Origin of the sequence: Sphingomonas sp. LH128, assembly GCF_000293195.2 — a bacterium.
Lineage (GTDB): Bacteria > Pseudomonadota > Alphaproteobacteria > Sphingomonadales > Sphingomonadaceae > Novosphingobium > Novosphingobium resinovorum_A.
On record NZ_ALVC01000330.1, the window covers coordinates 14,762 to 30,548 of the forward strand.

The 15,787-nt window shown below is 66.2% G+C and carries 11 protein-coding genes and 1 pseudogene; 7 read left to right on the forward strand and 5 right to left on the reverse strand.

Annotated elements, in window-relative coordinates; translation table 11 throughout:
* Window positions 1-55 precede the first annotated feature (55 nt).
* Together LH128_RS23425 and LH128_RS23430 are read left to right on the forward strand one after the other, a co-directional pair.
* Window positions 56-1,675, forward strand: a complete 1,620-nt coding sequence (locus tag LH128_RS23425) for an alpha-amylase family glycosyl hydrolase (protein ID WP_008832169.1) — start codon at window positions 56-58, stop codon at window positions 1,673-1,675.
* Window positions 1,672-3,720, forward strand: coding sequence for a glycoside hydrolase family 97 protein (locus LH128_RS23430; RefSeq protein WP_008832170.1), 2,049 nt, complete (start codon window positions 1,672-1,674; stop codon window positions 3,718-3,720). The genes LH128_RS23425 and LH128_RS23430 overlap by 4 nt, the downstream gene beginning before the upstream one ends.
* Before the next feature lie 156 nt (window positions 3,721-3,876).
* Here the strand turns inward: LH128_RS23430 and LH128_RS23435 are convergent, their stop codons facing one another.
* The 3 genes from LH128_RS23435 to LH128_RS23445 are packed head-to-tail and all read right to left on the reverse strand — an operon-like array spanning window position 3,877 to window position 6,922.
* Window positions 3,877-4,542 carry a TadE/TadG family type IV pilus assembly protein gene (locus LH128_RS23435; RefSeq protein WP_008832171.1) on the reverse strand — a complete coding sequence of 222 codons (666 nt, stop codon included), beginning with the start codon at window positions 4,540-4,542 and terminating at the stop codon, window positions 3,877-3,879.
* Window positions 4,539-5,129: a TadE/TadG family type IV pilus assembly protein gene (locus tag LH128_RS23440; protein WP_008832172.1), complete on the reverse strand. Its 591-nt coding sequence runs from the start codon at window positions 5,127-5,129 to the stop codon at window positions 4,539-4,541. Before LH128_RS23440 ends, LH128_RS23435 begins: the two co-directional genes overlap by 4 nt.
* Entirely contained in the window at window positions 5,126-6,922 is a 1,797-nt protein-coding gene (locus LH128_RS23445; RefSeq protein ID WP_008832173.1) for a pilus assembly protein TadG-related protein, read from the reverse strand. The genes LH128_RS23440 and LH128_RS23445 overlap by 4 nt, the downstream gene beginning before the upstream one ends.
* 236 nt (window positions 6,923-7,158) lie before the next feature.
* Here LH128_RS23445 and LH128_RS23450 point away from each other — a divergent pair, with 236 nt between their 5' ends.
* The 4 genes from LH128_RS23450 to LH128_RS23465 are packed head-to-tail and all read left to right on the forward strand — an operon-like array spanning window position 7,159 to window position 13,452.
* A complete protein-coding gene (locus LH128_RS23450; protein WP_008832174.1) occupies window positions 7,159-10,251 on the forward strand; it encodes a response regulator in 3,093 nt (1,030 codons plus the stop codon).
* A 13-nt stretch (window positions 10,252-10,264) separates the two neighbouring features.
* Entirely contained in the window at window positions 10,265-11,131 is an 867-nt protein-coding gene (locus LH128_RS23455; protein WP_008832175.1) for a CheR family methyltransferase, read from the forward strand.
* Entirely contained in the window at window positions 11,121-12,950 is a 1,830-nt protein-coding gene (locus LH128_RS23460) for a response regulator (RefSeq protein ID WP_008832176.1), read from the forward strand. Before LH128_RS23455 ends, LH128_RS23460 begins: the two co-directional genes overlap by 11 nt.
* A 31-nt stretch (window positions 12,951-12,981) precedes the next feature.
* On the forward strand, window positions 12,982-13,452 hold the full coding sequence (locus tag LH128_RS23465; protein ID WP_008832177.1) for a low molecular weight protein-tyrosine-phosphatase: 471 nt from the start codon (window positions 12,982-12,984) through the stop codon (window positions 13,450-13,452).
* Between the two features lie 154 nt (window positions 13,453-13,606).
* Here LH128_RS23465 and LH128_RS23470 read toward each other — a convergent pair whose 3' ends face one another.
* Entirely contained in the window at window positions 13,607-14,197 is a 591-nt protein-coding gene (locus LH128_RS23470) for a GNAT family N-acetyltransferase (protein ID WP_008832178.1), read from the reverse strand.
* A gap of 154 nt (window positions 14,198-14,351) precedes the next feature.
* Here LH128_RS23470 and purC point away from each other — a divergent pair, with 154 nt between their 5' ends.
* Complete coding sequence (gene purC, locus LH128_RS23475; RefSeq protein WP_008832179.1) at window positions 14,352-15,134, forward strand: phosphoribosylaminoimidazolesuccinocarboxamide synthase; 783 nt, start codon at window positions 14,352-14,354, stop codon at window positions 15,132-15,134.
* Here the strand turns inward: purC and LH128_RS34750 are convergent.
* A pseudogene (locus LH128_RS34750) lies at window positions 15,035-15,787 on the reverse strand (hypothetical protein); the annotation flags it as partial. The gene purC and the pseudogene LH128_RS34750 sit on opposite strands and share 100 nt — an antisense overlap.

A 15,787-nucleotide genomic window follows, 5' to 3' on the forward strand; every position in this document is an offset into this window, starting at 1 on the left:
CGACAGAAACCGACATAGCCCGACATAACGACGCCAAGACCTACCAGAGAGCGCCATGACGAACCCAGAAACCTCCTCCAAGACGCCATGGTGGCGCGGCGCGGCGATCTACCAGATCTATCCGCGCAGCTTCGCCGATTCCAACGGCGACGGGATCGGCGATCTGCCCGGCATCACCGCCCGTCTCGACCACGTGGCGAGGCTCGGCGTCGAGGCGATCTGGATCTCGCCGTTTTACCAGTCGCCGATGGCGGACTTCGGCTACGACATTTCCGACTACTGCGCGGTCGACCCGATGTTCGGCACGCTGGAGGATTTCGACGCGCTGATCGCGAAGGCGAAGGCGCTTGGCCTGAAGGTCATCGTCGATCAGGTCTATGCCCACACCTCGGACCAGCACCCGTGGTTTGCCGAGAGCCGGTCCAGCCGCGGCAATGCGCGGTCGGACTGGTACGTCTGGGCCGATCCCAAGGTGGACGGTTCGCCGCCCAACAACTGGCAGTCGGTGTTCGGCGGCCCGGCGTGGCGCTGGGATGCGCGGCGCGGGCAGTATTACATGCATAATTTCCTGGCCGAACAGCCGCAGCTCAATTGCCATAACCCCGAGGTACAGGACGCGCTGCTGGCGGTGGCGAAGTTCTGGCTGGACCGGGGCGTCGCGGGCTTCCGCATCGATGCGCTCAACCACTCGATGCACGACCCGATGCTGCGCAACAATCCGCCCGCGCCCGATGATGGAAAAGTGCGCACGCGGCCCTACGATTTCCAGTTGCAGGTCTACAACCAGTCGCACCCGGACATCCTGAAGTTCATCGAGCGGCTGCAGGCGTTGATCGCCTCCTATCCCGATACCTATTCGCTGGCCGAAGTCGGCGGATCGCGGGCGATGGAAGAGAAGCGCACCTTCACGCAAGGCCCTGCCCGTCTGGACAGCGCCTACGGTTTCGATCTGCTCTATGCCGACGCGCTGCGTCCCGCGCACATCGCCGAAGTGCTGCAGTTCTGGCCCGACGAACCCGATGCCGGATGGCCGAGCTGGGCCTTCGAGAACCACGACGCCCCGCGCGCCCTCTCCCGCTGGTGCGCGCCCGACCAGATCGACGCCTTCGCGCGGATGAAGATGCTGACGCTGCTCTCGATCCGGGGCAATCCGATCCTGTTCCAGGGCGAGGAACTCGGCCTGCTGCAGGACGAAATCCCGTTCGAAATGCTGCAGGATCCCGAAGCGATCGCCAACTGGCCGCTCACCCTCTCGCGCGACGGCGTGCGCACGCCGCTGCCGTGGATGGCGCAGAGCGAGCATGGCGGGTTCACCTCCTCCGCACCGTGGCTGCCGCTGAGCGAACAGAACCTGTCGCGCGCGGTCGACCGGCAGGAGGCGGACCCGGCTTCGCTGCTCAACCTGACCCGGCATCTGCTGCAGCTTCGCGCCGCCGATCCGGCGCTGCGCCGGGGCTCCGGCGAAGTGCTGCTCGCCGACGAAACGCGCCTCGTGCTGCGCCGCGAACTTGAAGGCCGCAGCGTGCTGGTGATCGTCAACATGAGCGATGCGCCTGCAACATGGCCCGCAGCAATTCCGATCGGCGGCCGCGTTCTGGCCGCCGTGAATAACGCCGAACCCGGTACGCTCCCCGCTTGGGGCGCCTTGTGGATCATCGAAGGAGAAACGGCATGAAGCCGCTCGCCCTGCTGGCTAGTGCCGGCATCGTCATCGCCGCCCCTGCCATGGCGCAGGAGAAGCCCGCCGTCACCGCGCAATCCCCCGACGGCTCGATCGTCCTGACGGTCACCACCGACAACGACAGCCGCCCGATGTGGTCGCTCACCCGCAAGGGCAAGCTGCTGATCGCGCCGAGCAAGCTGGGCTTCATCCTCACCGACGGCCTCAACATGACGCGCGGCTTCGCCATCGAGAGCAGCGATACCGCCAAGGGCGACGATACCTGGGAACAGCCTTGGGGCGAACGCCGCTTCGTCAAGGACACGTACAATCAGGTCACCGTCCGCTTCAAGCAGGGCAAGACCTACGGGACGCGGCTGATGAACGTCACCTTCCGCCTCTTCGACAACGGCGTGGGCTTCCGCTACGAGATCCCCGAACAGCCCGGCCTCAAGACGATGAAGATCGCCGACGAGACGACCGAGTTCGACATCGTCCCCAAGGGCACCGCATGGTGGATCCCCGGCGGCGAGTGGAACCGCTATGAGCAGGTCTACCAGAAGACCCCGATCGACGCCGTCTCCACCGCGCACACGCCGATCACCATGAAGCTGGAGGACGGCACCCACCTGTCGTTCCACGAAGCGGCGCTGGTCGATTACGCGGGCTACTGGTTCAAGCGTGCGACCGGGCAGACGTTCCGCACGACCCTTTCGCCCTCCTCGCGGGGCCCGCGCGTGGTGCGCGATCTGCCCTTCGCGACGCCGTGGCGCACGGTGCGCATCGCGGATGACGCCGAAGCTCTGGTCGACAACGATCTGGAGCTGAACCTCAACGAGCCCAACAAGCTGGGCGACGTCAGCTGGGTGAAGCCCGGCCGTTACATCGGCATCTGGTGGGGCATGATCCGCAATGACTGGACCTGGGCGGAAGGGCCGAAGCACGGCGCCACCACCGCACGCACGATGCAGTACATCGACTATGCCGCGAAGCACAAGTTCCGGGGCGTGCTGGTCGAGGGCTGGAACAAGGGCTGGAACGGCGACTGGTTCGGCCACGGTGACGAATTCAGCTTCACCGAGGCGACGCCCGATTTCGACATCGATGCGGTGACGAAGTACGCCGCGAAGAAGGGCGTGAAGCTGATCGGCCACCACGAGACCGGCGGCAACATCGCCAATTACGAAGCGAACATGGATGCCGGTTTCGCGCTCTACCAGAAGCTGGGCGTCGATACGGTGAAGACCGGCTACGTCGCCGACCACGGCGGGATCATCGCCAACACCGACTATCCCGGCGGCCCGGTCGGCTCGATCCGCATGGAGTGGCACGACGGCCAGCGGCAGGTCGAGCACCACCTCGCCGTCGTCGAGGACGCGGCGAAGCACCACATCGCCATCGACGCGCACGAACCCGTCAAGGACACGGGCCTGCGCCGCACGTACCCCAACTGGGTCTCGCGCGAAGGCGCGCGGGGCATGGAGTACAATGCGTGGGGGCGGTTCGCGAACGGCCCAGACCATGAGCCTACGCTGGTCTATACGCGCATGCTGTCCGGCCCGATGGACTTCACGCCGGGCGTGCTGAGCCTCGAAGGCGCGAACGGTCCCCTCGCCTCGACGCTGGCGAAGCAGCTAGGGCTGTATCTCGCGATCTACTCGCCGATCCAGATGGCGGCGGACTTCATCGAGCAGCTCGACAAGTACCCGCACGAGATGAACTTCATCGAGAGCGTGCCGACCGACTGGGCCGAGAGCCACCTGATCGCGGGCGAAGTAGGCGACTATGCGATCTTCGCACGCAAGGACCGCGCTTCGCCGAGGTGGTTCGTCGGCGGCGTGAACGATGCGACGGCGCGCACGGTGACGCTGAAGTTCGACTTCCTCGATGCGGGCAAGAGCTACAAGGCCAGCGTCTGGAAGGACGGCGAAGGCGCGACGTATGAAACCGAAGCGCGCCACAACATCGCCTACGACACGCGCACGGTGAAGAAGGGTGATACCATGGACGTGTGGCTGGCCCCCGGCGGCGGCACCGCGATCCGGCTGGAGCCGCGCTGACGATCCGCACGAAGGCCCCGTCGTCCCGGACTTGATCCGGGACCGGTGGCTGTCTTTAGGCGCGGTTCATCGACCGGGCACCCTGCGCGCAAGTGGGTCCCGGCGCGGCTACCGGTCCCGGATCAAGTCCGGGACGACGATTTGACGGGGCCGAACTCAACTGCAGCTGGCCTTCGTGGTCGTCGTCGCGTCGGAGATGCCGTCGCCCGAGCTGGCGCCAAGGCTGCGATCGTCGCGGATGATGTAGGCGGCCTCGCGGCGGAAGTTGGGCTGGCCGACGAACCAGGTGCCGAACAGCGGCTGGTAGGTGTAGTTCACCTCCACATACATCACCGCCGAACCCGACACCGCCGTGATCGTCGGATTGCCCATGCCCGCCAGCGTGGTGCCGGTCAGGCCGGCCTTGGCGACGCCGTATTGCGACTTCACCTTGAGGCTGCCCTGGCAGCGCTGCCAGTGGATGTACTGGCGCTTGGTCGCAGTGTCGTATTCGAGGCTGGAGAGGATGATCCGCCCGTTGGCGGCGAAGTTGAAGTACGACCCCTGCACCAGCGCGCCCGACATCACCGAAGCGACGTCCGCTTCCTTGACGGTGGGGGTCACCGCGCTGTTGTCGGTCTGGCCGAGGCGCGAGGCGTTATCGGCCACCGAGCTGGCGATCTGGGCGATCTGCATGTTGATCATCGCCATCCATGCCAATTCGGTTCCATAGAAACCCATTGTGACGATGATCGGCAGGATCAGCGCGAACTCCATGAAAGAGACACCGCGCTGATCGCGGCGCAGTCGCCCGGCAAGACCCGCAGCAAGGCGCGCGATCATGGGCAGCTCCCCGCATCCGAGCCATACTTGGCCTGTAGCTCGTAAGGCTGGTTCTTGCGCACCGTGCTCGCGGTCAGCGTGCGCTGGCTCGTCGAATTGGGCATGAACGGCACGATGAACACGGGCGTATAGGTCACCGTCGCGGTGTAGAGCACGACGTCGTTGCCGCCACCGTTGTCGCTGTTCCCCACATCCGCGTCCCATCTGCCGTTGCGGTTCTCGTCGGTGTAGGTTTCGCCGTTGTCGCACTTGCCGTTGGTGTTCTTGTCGTTCCAGGCCTCGGCGCGTTTTATGTCGGCGAAGTCGTAGTAGCTGGAGCGCTTGAAGGCGACCGTCGCGCCCGGCGCTACGCGCTGGACCATCGCGGTGACGTAGGCGTCGGCCTTGGTGTTGTCGGCGATCTCCAGTCCGTCCTGACGCGAGGCCTCTTCCACCGCGCCGTGCAGGATCGCGGTGAGATAGGCGCGGTGCGCCATGTCGTAGATGCCGATGAGCAGCAGCAGGAGCACCGGCGCGGCGACGGCGAACTCGATCACCGCCGAGCCGCGCTCGCCCGCCCGGAGGCGACGGAGCAGCGGCGCCGTCATTGCACGACCCTCAGTTCACCGACCTGCTTGGCGATCTCCTGGAACGCGGTGTTCAGTTCGGACGAGCTGTTCGCGGTGTACGAACTGTCGTCGGATGCGCAGGTCGTCAGATCGCTGCTCAGGCTGGACGTGAACGCCACGACCCAGACGCGGATACCCTTGGCCTTGATCGCCTCGCACGTCGCAAGGAAGCGCTGGGTGTGGCGGGCGGTGTCGTTGGTCGTACCGTCGGTGGTGACGCGGCGGTCCCAGTACTCGATGCCCCAGGCCTGGGCAATGTACTGGTTGGGCTCCATCTGGCCGTCGGTCATGAAGATGACGTGGCGCGAAACCTTGCCGCCGTTGGACGGTTCGTCGCTGTTGAGGGTCGACCACATGCCCTGCTGCGACATCAGGCGCCCGCCCCAGATCATCCCGACGTCGAGGTACGTGCCGCCGATCGCCACGAGCGAGTCCGCGTAGGAATTGAACGCGCTCTGCGTCATCGTCGCCAGCAGCTTTGCCTGCGCCGGGCAATACGTTCCCGCATCACCGCCGTTGTTGGTGGTCGCGGTGGTGTAGTAGCCGCTGTCCGACCAGCGGCGGTAGGACACCTCCGGCCAGAGCGGACGCCACTTGGTCTTGTCGTCCGACGTCGGCGCCGTGTCGAGGTCGAGATCGAGCGCGGCCTTGGGCGAGATGCCCGTGCTGGTCGAGTAGCTGAAGGTGGCCTGCGCCACGGTGTCGCGTTCCTGGATGCAACCGCCCCAGGTCGAGGACACGTTCGCGCCGTTGGTTCCGGTAGGCGTGGCGACCGAGTTGAACTTCTTGAAGCTGCTCGTGTCGTACGTAACCTGATGGTAGCGCATCGTGTAGGGACGGGTCAGCCAGCGCCAATAGACGTAGTATGGCGAGTTTCTATCGGAACGAATACACGAGTATTCCTTCTTCACTTGCGATCGTGCCTGCCCAGACCCCTGCTCGCTGAACGCCGTATCTGCGGGCTTGGCATTATTGCAGTCGTTCTGCGAACTGTAGCTCGTCGTCGGAATAACGGCAGTCCATGTGCCGCTGTAATCGCTGCCGCCCGAATCGTCGGGCTCGTAGGCGCGCGACTGATAGGGATAGCTGTCGACGATATAGCTGCTGTTGACCGCCGTGAGCAGCCTGCCGACGTTCACCGTCGAACTGAACGGCACGAAGCCGTAGCGCACGCGCGCATTGCTGTTCGCGGTGGCGTTGTAGATCGTCGTGTAGAAATTCTTCATCGCCGCGCGCAATGCCTGGATGCGCGTCTGCGAGCCCGAAAGCGTGTAGTCCATCGAACCGGTGGTATCGAGCACCATCATCACGTCCGCATTGCCGACGCCCATCGAGCTTCCGCAGTTTACCCGGATGTCGAAGCTGTCCTTGCCGAAGATGCGCATCAGCAACGTGTCGAGCACGGTCGTCGCGGTCGCGGTGACGGTCTGGCCGTCGTCGGTGGAAGTCACGGTGAACACCGTGGAGCGCGTGCCCTGCTGCGCGTCGTTGAAGTTGGTGTTGAAATACGCCGTCGCGGCCGCCTTCGAGGCGGTGTCGAAACCAGCCGTCGTCACCGTGCGCCGCCCCGCCAGCACCGCCGCGTCGCAGGCAGACTGGATTTGTTCACGCACGAGGTAATCGCGGCTCAGATCAACCGCCGAGCCCACCACGACCGCCGCCACGAGCATGCCGATCGCTGCGATCGGAAGGATGTTGCCGCCGGAATCGCGCAGGACACCGTTCAGCACTTCGCGAACGGCCTTGGCGGGATAGAGACATGCTTGACGCATCGTAAACCAGGCTCGCTCTTGGAATTGCCCCGATAATCCTTTGCCGATACCAGCAATGTCTTAAGGAAGTTTTGGCGAGCGGGCGGCTTTGCGTCCGGCCGCAGTCCGCGGCGAAAATATTTCGGTCCGTCGGGAACCGGGGAACGCCGTTAACGTTATCCGACCTGATCCGGGGACCGTGCGTGATGGGGGAGCGGTCCGGCTGCAGCGGTTTTTTACCCCCGCGAGACGAGTGAATGGCAACCGCCCGCGGACTGGATTCCACCAAGTTTCTCTACATCCTGCTACCCATCGTCATCGGCCTGACCTTCATCGCCGACACCCGTTTCCCGCTGGGCACCTCGATCTGGGTCATCTATTTGCTGCCTACGGTGCTGGCTTATCTCGCGCCGCATCGGCTGGCGCCCCTTGCCGTGGCCGCCGCGACGACCGTGCTGATCGTGATCGGCTACCAGCTCGCGCCCGAAGGCGTGGCCAAGGAAATCGCGCTGATCAACCGGACCCTCGGCACGATCACCAACCTGACGCTGGCCGGCATCGGCGCCGCGTTCATCAGCTACCGCAATTCCGCGCGGGCCCTGCAGGCCCTGCGTGAAGGCGAAGCCAAGCTGGCGCGGGAGACGACCGGAAATCTCTCCCTCGACGACCTCTCGCACCGCGTGATCAGCTTCCTTGTCGACCGTTTCGGCGCGGCGGCGGGGATAGTCTACGTCAATGACGAAGGCGCCTTTCGCCGCGTCGCCAGTTACGGCGTACCCAAAGGTGCCGGGGTTCCCGACCAGCTCGCGCCCGACGACGGCCTGCTTGCCGAAGTGATCCGCGACGGGCGCACCCGTACGATCGCGAAGGCCCCAGCCGGCTATCTCTCGTTCGGGACCGCGCTCGGGCAGTCGCCGCTGGACCGTCTGGTACTCGGCGCTGCCGCGATCGACGGCAAGGTCAATGCCGTCATCGAACTCGGCTTCCTCGACACGCCCGAGGCCCGCCCCGAAGACGCGCCCCGCTTCCTCGACACGATTTCCGGCGCGGTCGGCCTATCGCTGCGCTCCGCCAAGTACCGCGCGCGGCTGGAGCACCTGCTCTCCGAAACCCAGCAGCAGGCCGAGGAACTCGCCAACCAGAGCGAGGAACTGCGCGCCACCAACGACGAACTGGAAGCGCAGGCCAAGGCCCTGCAGAATTCCCAGACCGAACTAGAAGCCCAGCAGGCCGAGCTGGAACGCTCCAACGCCCAGCTGGAGGAACAGGCGACCTCGCTCGAAGCCCAGCGCGACGAGCTGACCCGCGCCCAGACGATGCTGCGCGGACAGACCGAGGATCTGGAACAGGCGAGCCGCTACAAGAGCGAATTCCTCGCCAACATGAGCCATGAGCTGCGCACCCCGCTCAACTCGCTGCTGATCATGGCGCGCCTGCTGGCCGACAATCGCGGCGGCAACCTCTCGTCCGAGCAGGTCCGCTTTGCCGAGACGATCGAGACGTCCGGCAACGACCTGCTCGCGCTGATCAACGACGTGCTCGACATTTCCAAGATCGAGGCAGGCAAGCTGGAGCTGGAACCGCGCACGGTCCCGGTCGCCGCGATCCTCGCCAAGCTGCGCGATACGTTCGCCCCTGCCGCCGCCAAGCGCGGCCTGGAACTGCGCATCGCCGACGTGGCGGGCGAAATCGAGACCGACCCGCTGCGGCTGGAGCAAGTGCTCAAGAACTTCCTGTCGAACGCGATCAAGTTCACCGAGCGCGGCCACGTCGCCGTCGAGGTCGGCCGCGCCGCCGGCAACGTCGCCTTCACCGTGCGCGACACCGGCACCGGCATCCCCGCCGACAAGCAGGGCGCGATCTTCGAGGCGTTCCGTCAAGCCGACGGCGGCATCGCCCGCAAGTACGGCGGCACCGGCCTTGGCCTCTCGATCTCGCGCGAATTGTCGCAGCTGCTCGGCGGCACGATCTCGCTGGAGAGCGAGCCCGGCAAGGGCAGCGCCTTCACCATCACCTTGCCCGAGCACTTCGACGCCGAAGCCGCGCCCGAACAGGTCCGCCGCCCCTCGCCCACACCGCTTGCCACGTCGCCGACGCCCGCGCCGACGGCCCCGCGCCGCCTCGCCGCTATCGCCGACGACCGTGAAACCCTCAGCGGCGATTCGCGCGTGATCCTCATCGTCGAGGACGATCCGGCTTTCGCGGGTATCCTCGCCGATCTCGCGCACGAAGTCGGCTTCTCGTGCCTGATCGCGGGGACCGCCGACGAAGGCGCCCTGCTCGCGCGTCAGTATCTGCCGCAGGCGGTGATCCTCGACATGCACCTGCCCGACCATACCGGCCTCTCGGTGCTCGACCGCATCAAGCGCGACGCCCGCACCCGACATATCCCGGTCCATATCGTCTCGGCCGACCATGACGACCATGCGGCGCTCGCCAGCGGCGCGGTCGGCTACCTGTTCAAGCCGGTCAGCCGCGACACCCTGGTCGACATGCTCGAAGGGCTGGAGGCGCGCATGTCGCAGCGCCTGCGCCGCGTGCTGGTGGTCGAGGACGACGCCCAGCAGGCCGAGGCGATCCACCACCTGCTCGCCTCGCGCGATGTCGAGACGGTAGAGGTCCACTCCGCCGCCGAATGCCTGGGCAGTCTCGGCACCGAGACGTTCGACTGCATGGTGCTCGACCTCAACCTGCCCGACATGTCGGGGCTGGACCTGCTCGAACGCCTTTCGCACGACGAGAGCGTCGGCTTCCCGCCGGTGATCGTCTACACCGGCCGCGACCTCTCGCCCGAAGAGGAGATGCGGCTGCGGCGCTATTCCAAGTCGATCATCGTCAAGGGCGCCAAGAGCCCCGAACGCCTGCTCGACGAGGTCACGCTGTTCCTCCACCAGGTCGTATCCGAGCTGCCGCAGGAAAAGCAGCAGCTGCTCGCCCGCTCGCTGGGCCGCGATCAGGCGCTGGAGGGCCGCCAGATCCTCGTGGTCGAGGACGACATTCGCAACGTCTACGCCCTCACTTCGGTGCTGGAGCCGCACGGCGTCGGGGTACGCATCGCCCGCAACGGGATCGAGGCGCTGAACGAACTCGCCCGCAGCGCCGACAGCGACGGGGCGCCGGTCGATCTCGTGCTGATGGACGTGATGATGCCCGAGATGGACGGGCTGACCTGCATGAAAGAGATCCGCAAGGACCCGCAGTGGTCGCGCCTGCCGATCATCGCGCTCACCGCCAAAGCCATGGAGCGCGACCACCGCGAATGTATCGACGCAGGCGCCAACGACTACCTCTCCAAGCCGCTCGACATCGACAAGCTGCTCAGCCTCGTGCGCGTGTGGATGCCGCGATGATCGGGCGAGAGAGATGATGGTCATCCGCTCCGGCGACAGCCTGAACGACATCGAACTGGACCTCATCGTCGAGGCCATCTGGCGGCGCTACCAGTACGATTTCCGCGATTATTCGCGCGCCTCGCTGCTACGCCGCCTCGAACGCGCGCAGGCCCATTTCGGCGTGGCGCACCTCTCCGGCCTGCTCGACGTGATCCTCCACGATTCCGCCAGCCTGCCGGTGCTGATCGGCTTCCTGACCATCCAGGTCAGCGACATGTTCCGCGACCCCGAATATTTCCGAATGATCCGCGAGACGGTGATCCCCCACCTCGCCACATGGCCGACGATCAAGGTGTGGATCGCGGGCTGCGCCAACGGCGAGGAGTTCTACTCCCTCGCCATCCTGTTCCGCGAGGCGGGGCTGGAGGATCGCACGATGTTCTACTGCACCGACATCAGCCGCCCCGCGCTGGCCAAGGCCGAGGCAGGCATCTTCGATATCGAGCGCATTGCCGGCTTCTCGCGCAATTACCGCGAGGCGGGCGGCAAGGGTTCGCTTTCGGACTACTACACCGCCAACAGCAACGTCGCCCGCTTCGATCCGGCGCTGCGCCGCCGCGCGGTCTTCGCCGACCACAACCTCGCCAGCGATGCGGTGTTCTCCGAGGTCCAGCTGGTGTCGAGCCGCAACGTGCTGATCTATTTCGACCGCGCCCTGCAGGACCGCGCGCTCGGCCTCTTCGCCCAGTCGCTGCCGCCCGGCGGCTTCCTCGGCCTCGGCTCCAAGGAGACCGTCGCGTTCTCGGCGGAGACCGAGTGCTTTTCAGACTTCGCCCCGGCCGAGAAAATCTGGCGGCGCACCACGCACGATGTGCAGGAGGCCGCCTTTGCCGAATGAACCCTTGCGCATCCTTGCGGTGGACGACGTCCGCGAGAACCTGATCGCGCTGGAAGCCGCGCTCGACCAACCCGGCGTCGAACTCGTCACCGCATCCTCCGGGTTCGAGGCGCTGGAACTGCTGCTCAGGCAGGACTTCGCGCTGGCCCTGCTCGACGTACAGATGCCCGAGATGGACGGCTTCGAACTGGCCGAACTCATGCGCGGGACCGAGCGGACGCGCGGCGTGCCGATCATCTTCCTCACCGCCGTCGCCACGGACGAGCGGCGCAAGTTCCGCGGCTTCGAGACCGGCGCGGTCGATTACTTGCTCAAGCCTATCGACATCACCGTGCTCAATTCGAAGGTGACGGTCTTCGTCGAGCTGGCCCGCCAGCGCCGCGAGATTGCATTCCAGCGCGATGAACTCGGCGCCGCGCTGGGCCGTCTGCGCGCGCATGGCGACAATTCGCCGATGGCGGTGCTGGAAATCGACTCCAGCCTGCGCATCGTCGGCTGGTACAAGGGCGCCGAACGCACGATGGGCTATACCGCCGCCGACATGCTCGGCGTGCCCCTGTCGGAAGCGCCGTTCCTGCCGCCGAACGGCGGGCGCGAGGCGTTCCTGAAGGGCATGGGCGAACTGCTCGAAGGCGGCGACCGACGCGCCATGCAGGAGCACCGCTACCGCCGGGCCGACGGGTCCTTGCGTGAAGGTGAATGGTACTGTTCCTCGCTCGCGGGGACGGGCCTGCGCCCCGGCAGCGTGATGATCGAGATGCTCGACATCACCGAACGCCGCCGCGCCGAGGACACCCAGCGCCTGCTTATCGGCGAACTCAACCACCGGGTAAAGAACACGCTGGCGACAGTACAGGCGATCGCCTCGCAGGGGTTCCGCCATGCCCGCTCGCACCGGGAATTCCAGGATGCTTTCACCGGCCGCCTGCAGGCACTGGCGCGCGCGCACTCGATGCTTAGCGCGACTACCTGGGAGAGCGCGAGCCTGCGCCGCCTGATCGCCGACCACGTTGCCATCGGTGCGCTCAGCGAGGATCGCCTGCTGCTCGACGGCCCCGACGCCGACCTGCCGCCCGAACTGGCGCTGCGCTTCTCGCTGGTGTTCCACGAACTCGCCACCAATGCGCACAAGTACGGGGCGTTCTCCAATGCGGTCGGCACGGTGCGCCTCGCCTGGACCGTCACCAGCCACGTGCTGGCGATGGAATGGAGCGAACACGGCGGCCCGCCAGTCTCTCCCCCTGAGCGGCGCGGCTTCGGCTCGACCCTGATCGAGCACAGCATGGTTTCCGACGGCGCGCGCATCGTCTCCGAGTTCGCGCCCGAAGGCGTGCGCTGGTCGATGGTGCTGCCCCTGGTGCCCGGAGCCCGTGTGGTCGAACCCGAACCGCAGCCGGTCGCCCCTCCGCCGGTGGCCGATGCGCCTGCGTCAATGCCGCCGATGCGCATACTCGTGGTCGAGGACGAGCCGCTGGTCGCGATGGAACTGATCATGGAGATCGAGGATGGCGGCTGCGTCGCCATCGGTCCGGCGACCTCGTGCGAACAGGCCCTCGCCATGATCCGCGAGGCGGGGCCGGACCTCGCGCTGCTCGACGGCAATCTCAACGGCGAGAAGATCGACCCCGTCGCCGACGCCCTCGCCGCGCGTGACACGCCCTTCGCCTTCGTCAGCGGCTACGACCGCGAGCATCTGCCGCGCGGACATGCCGACCGGCCGATGCTCAACAAGCCCTTCGTCGTCGCCGACGTGCGGGCGATGCTGCTGCAGCTGGCCGAAAGCGCGAAGGCGCCTATCCCCCAGAAACTCGCGGAGTGACGCAGGCACGGCAGGGCGCTATCGCCGAACCATGTCAAACGTACCGTCCGTCCTGTTCGTCTGCCTCGGCAACATCTGCCGCTCCCCCCTCGCCGAAGCCGCGCTGCGTCATGAGGCCGAGCGTGCCGGGCTGGAGGTGATCGCCGATTCGGCAGGCACGGGATCGTGGCACGTCGGCAAGGGACCGGACCTGCGCTCCTGCGCCGAGGCCGCGCGCCACGGCATCGACATCCACTCCTACCGCGCGCGGCAGGTAAAGGCGCAGGACTTCCGCCGTTTCGACCGCATCGTCGCGCTCGACGCCTCCAACCTCGCCGACTTGCGCCGCATCGCGCCCTCCGATGGCAAGGCGCGCCTGTCGCTGCTGCTCGATTTCGTGCCGGGGCTTGAGGGGCAGGACGTGGCCGATCCGTACTACGGCGGGCCGGAAGGGTTCGAGTCGACGTGGGAGCAGGTCAGCGCGGCGGCACGGACGCTGGTGGCGGAGTTGAAGGCGCGATAGGCCCACCCCGCTGCGACTAAGGCCTGCGGCCTAAGTCTCGCTGCCCCTCCCGCAAGCGGGCGGGGAAAACCGTTTCAGCCCTCCCGCTTGCGGGAGGGCCGGGAGGCTTGGTCCGAAGGACCTAGCCGGACGGGGTGGGCCTGACGGCAAGCCACTACCCCTGCTCACGCATCCAATACTGCATCGGCTTCGGACAATCCCCCGCATCCCGGTGATCCTTCCACGCCAGTTCGGTGACCAGCCCCTCCACCGGCGCATAGCCCCGCCTGCGCCAGAACCCGTCGAGCGGCACATAGCCCTCCGGCCGGTCCGGATGATCGAGAGGCCGCACAACCGCCGCGAACGTCGTCGCCTTCGCACCGCACCGCCGCGCCTGCGCCTCGCGATAGTCGAAGAAGGCATGGCCGATCCCCTGCCCGCGATATTCCGGCAGCAGCACGGATTCGCCGAAGTAGAACAGCCCCGCCACGTCCAGCCCGCGCGACTCGAAAGGCCCGCGAAACTCCGCCTTCTGCGCCGCCATGGGAGAGGCCGTCGCCATACCCACGACCCGGGCTCCATCGCGCGCCGCCACCAGCACGGCATCGGTCGCCTCGGCAAATTCGCGCAGGTAGCTTTCCTCGTAAGCCTCCGCGCCGTCGTAGAGGTAGGGCCATTCGGCGAAGACCGCGATCCGCAGTCGCGCAAGATCGCCCACGGCCGCCAGCATCTGCGCCCCCGTCAGCACCTCGATTGTCACGCCCATCCGCACAATTCCTCGCTCATCTTCGCCCCGGAGGCCCCTGCCGCGCGGGCAGTTTGCTTTTACACCGGCTTCCATTATATGCCCGCTCGAATGCCCCGGCCTTCCCGAAGCGCCGGGGCTTGCTCTTTCGCACGTTTTGCAAGGACCCAAGCGCATGTCCCGTCGCCGCCAGATCTACGAAGGCAAGGCCAAGATCCTTTACGAAGGCCCCGAGCCCGGCACGCTGATCCAGTACTTCAAGGACGATGCGACCGCGTTCAATGCCCAGAAGAAGGGCACCATCCAGGGCAAGGGCGTCATCAACAACCGCATCAGCGAGTATGTGTTCACGCGCCTCAACCACATCGGCGTGCCCAACCACTTCATCCGCCGCCTCAACATGCGCGAGCAGCTGGTCCGCCAGGTCGAGATCATCCCGATCGAGGTCGTGGTGCGCAACGTGGCCGCCGGTTCCATCTCCAAGCGCCTCGGCATCCCCGAGGGCGAGATGCTGCCGCACACGCTGATCGAGTACTACTACAAGGACGACGCGCTGGGCGACCCGCTGATCGCCGAGGAACATATCGCCTGCTTCGGCTGGGCCAACCATGACGAGATGCAGGACATCGCCGCCATGGCGATCCGCGTGAACGACTTCATGGCGGGCATGTTCGCGGCGATCAACATCCGCCTCGTCGACTTCAAGCTCGAATTCGGGCGCATCTGGGACGGCGACTTCAGCCGCGTGATCCTCGCCGACGAGATCAGCCCCGACGGCTGCCGCCTGTGGGACATGACCACCGGCGAGAAGCTCGACAAGGACCGCTTCCGCCGCGACCTCGGCGGCGAGGAAGAGGCCTACCAGGAAGTCGCCCGCCGCCTCGGCCTGCTGCAGGACGACAACGGCCCGAGCGAAGTGCTGGACCTGACCAAGCACCGCAAGCTGCGCGGCAAGTAAGTCTCGCAAGGCGTTGAATTGAAAAGGCGGCGTTCCGATGGGAGCGCCGCCTTTTTTATTCTGCAATCCTCCCTGTCGCGCAGCGATGGGGAGGTGGCAGTCGCGTCAGCGATTGACGGAGGGGGCCTTCCAAACCCCTCCACCACCGCCTGCGGCGGCGGGCCCCCCCCCCCTCCCCCCCCGCCATTGGCGCGCAGCAGGTGCCAGGTCGGATTGCCCAACTGCTTGTCGAGCGCCTGCCCGGCGAGGTTGCCACGGAACTGCCAGTATTCGTCGACCGCCTTGGGGATCACGCCGGCGTGGAGCTGCTTGGCGCTCTTGGGCTCGCGAAACAGGTAGAAGCCCAGTGACTCCTCGGTCCCATACGTCAGCCACTGGTCGATGGTCAGGCCGTTGCCCTTGGACTTCGAGATCTTCTCGCCGTTCTCGTCGAGGAACAGTTCGTAGATCAGCCCCTCGGGCTTGCGACCGCCGAGAACCTGCACGATCTTGCCCGACTGGGTGACCGAGTCGGTCAGGTCCTTGCCGCACATCTCGTAGTCGACACCCAGCGCAAACCAGCGCATCGCCCAGTCGACCTTCCACTGCAGCTTGGCCTTGCCGCCGAACACCGACTGCTCGACGACGGTGCCGTCCTCGTCGGTGAAGCGGAT

Bases quoted from the DNA above. Each gene is read 5' to 3' on its own strand.
- LH128_RS23425 (WP_008832169.1), top strand. From the start codon at position 56: ATGACGAACCCAGAAACCTCCTCCAAGACGCCATGGTGGCGCGGCGCG.
- LH128_RS23430 (WP_008832170.1), top strand. From the start codon at position 1,672: ATGAAGCCGCTCGCCCTGCTGGCTAGTGCCGGCATCGTCATCGCCGCC.
- LH128_RS23435 (WP_008832171.1), bottom strand. From the start codon at position 4,542: ATGATCGCGCGCCTTGCTGCGGGTCTTGCCGGGCGACTGCGCCGCGAT.
- LH128_RS23440 (WP_008832172.1), bottom strand. From the start codon at position 5,129: ATGACGGCGCCGCTGCTCCGTCGCCTCCGGGCGGGCGAGCGCGGCTCG.
- LH128_RS23445 (WP_008832173.1), bottom strand. From the start codon at position 6,922: ATGCGTCAAGCATGTCTCTATCCCGCCAAGGCCGTTCGCGAAGTGCTG.
- LH128_RS23450 (WP_008832174.1), top strand. From the start codon at position 7,159: ATGGCAACCGCCCGCGGACTGGATTCCACCAAGTTTCTCTACATCCTG.
- LH128_RS23455 (WP_008832175.1), top strand. From the start codon at position 10,265: ATGATGGTCATCCGCTCCGGCGACAGCCTGAACGACATCGAACTGGAC.
- LH128_RS23465 (WP_008832177.1), top strand. From the start codon at position 12,982: ATGTCAAACGTACCGTCCGTCCTGTTCGTCTGCCTCGGCAACATCTGC.
- LH128_RS23470 (WP_008832178.1), bottom strand. From the start codon at position 14,197: ATGGGCGTGACAATCGAGGTGCTGACGGGGGCGCAGATGCTGGCGGCC.
- purC (WP_008832179.1), top strand. From the start codon at position 14,352: ATGTCCCGTCGCCGCCAGATCTACGAAGGCAAGGCCAAGATCCTTTAC.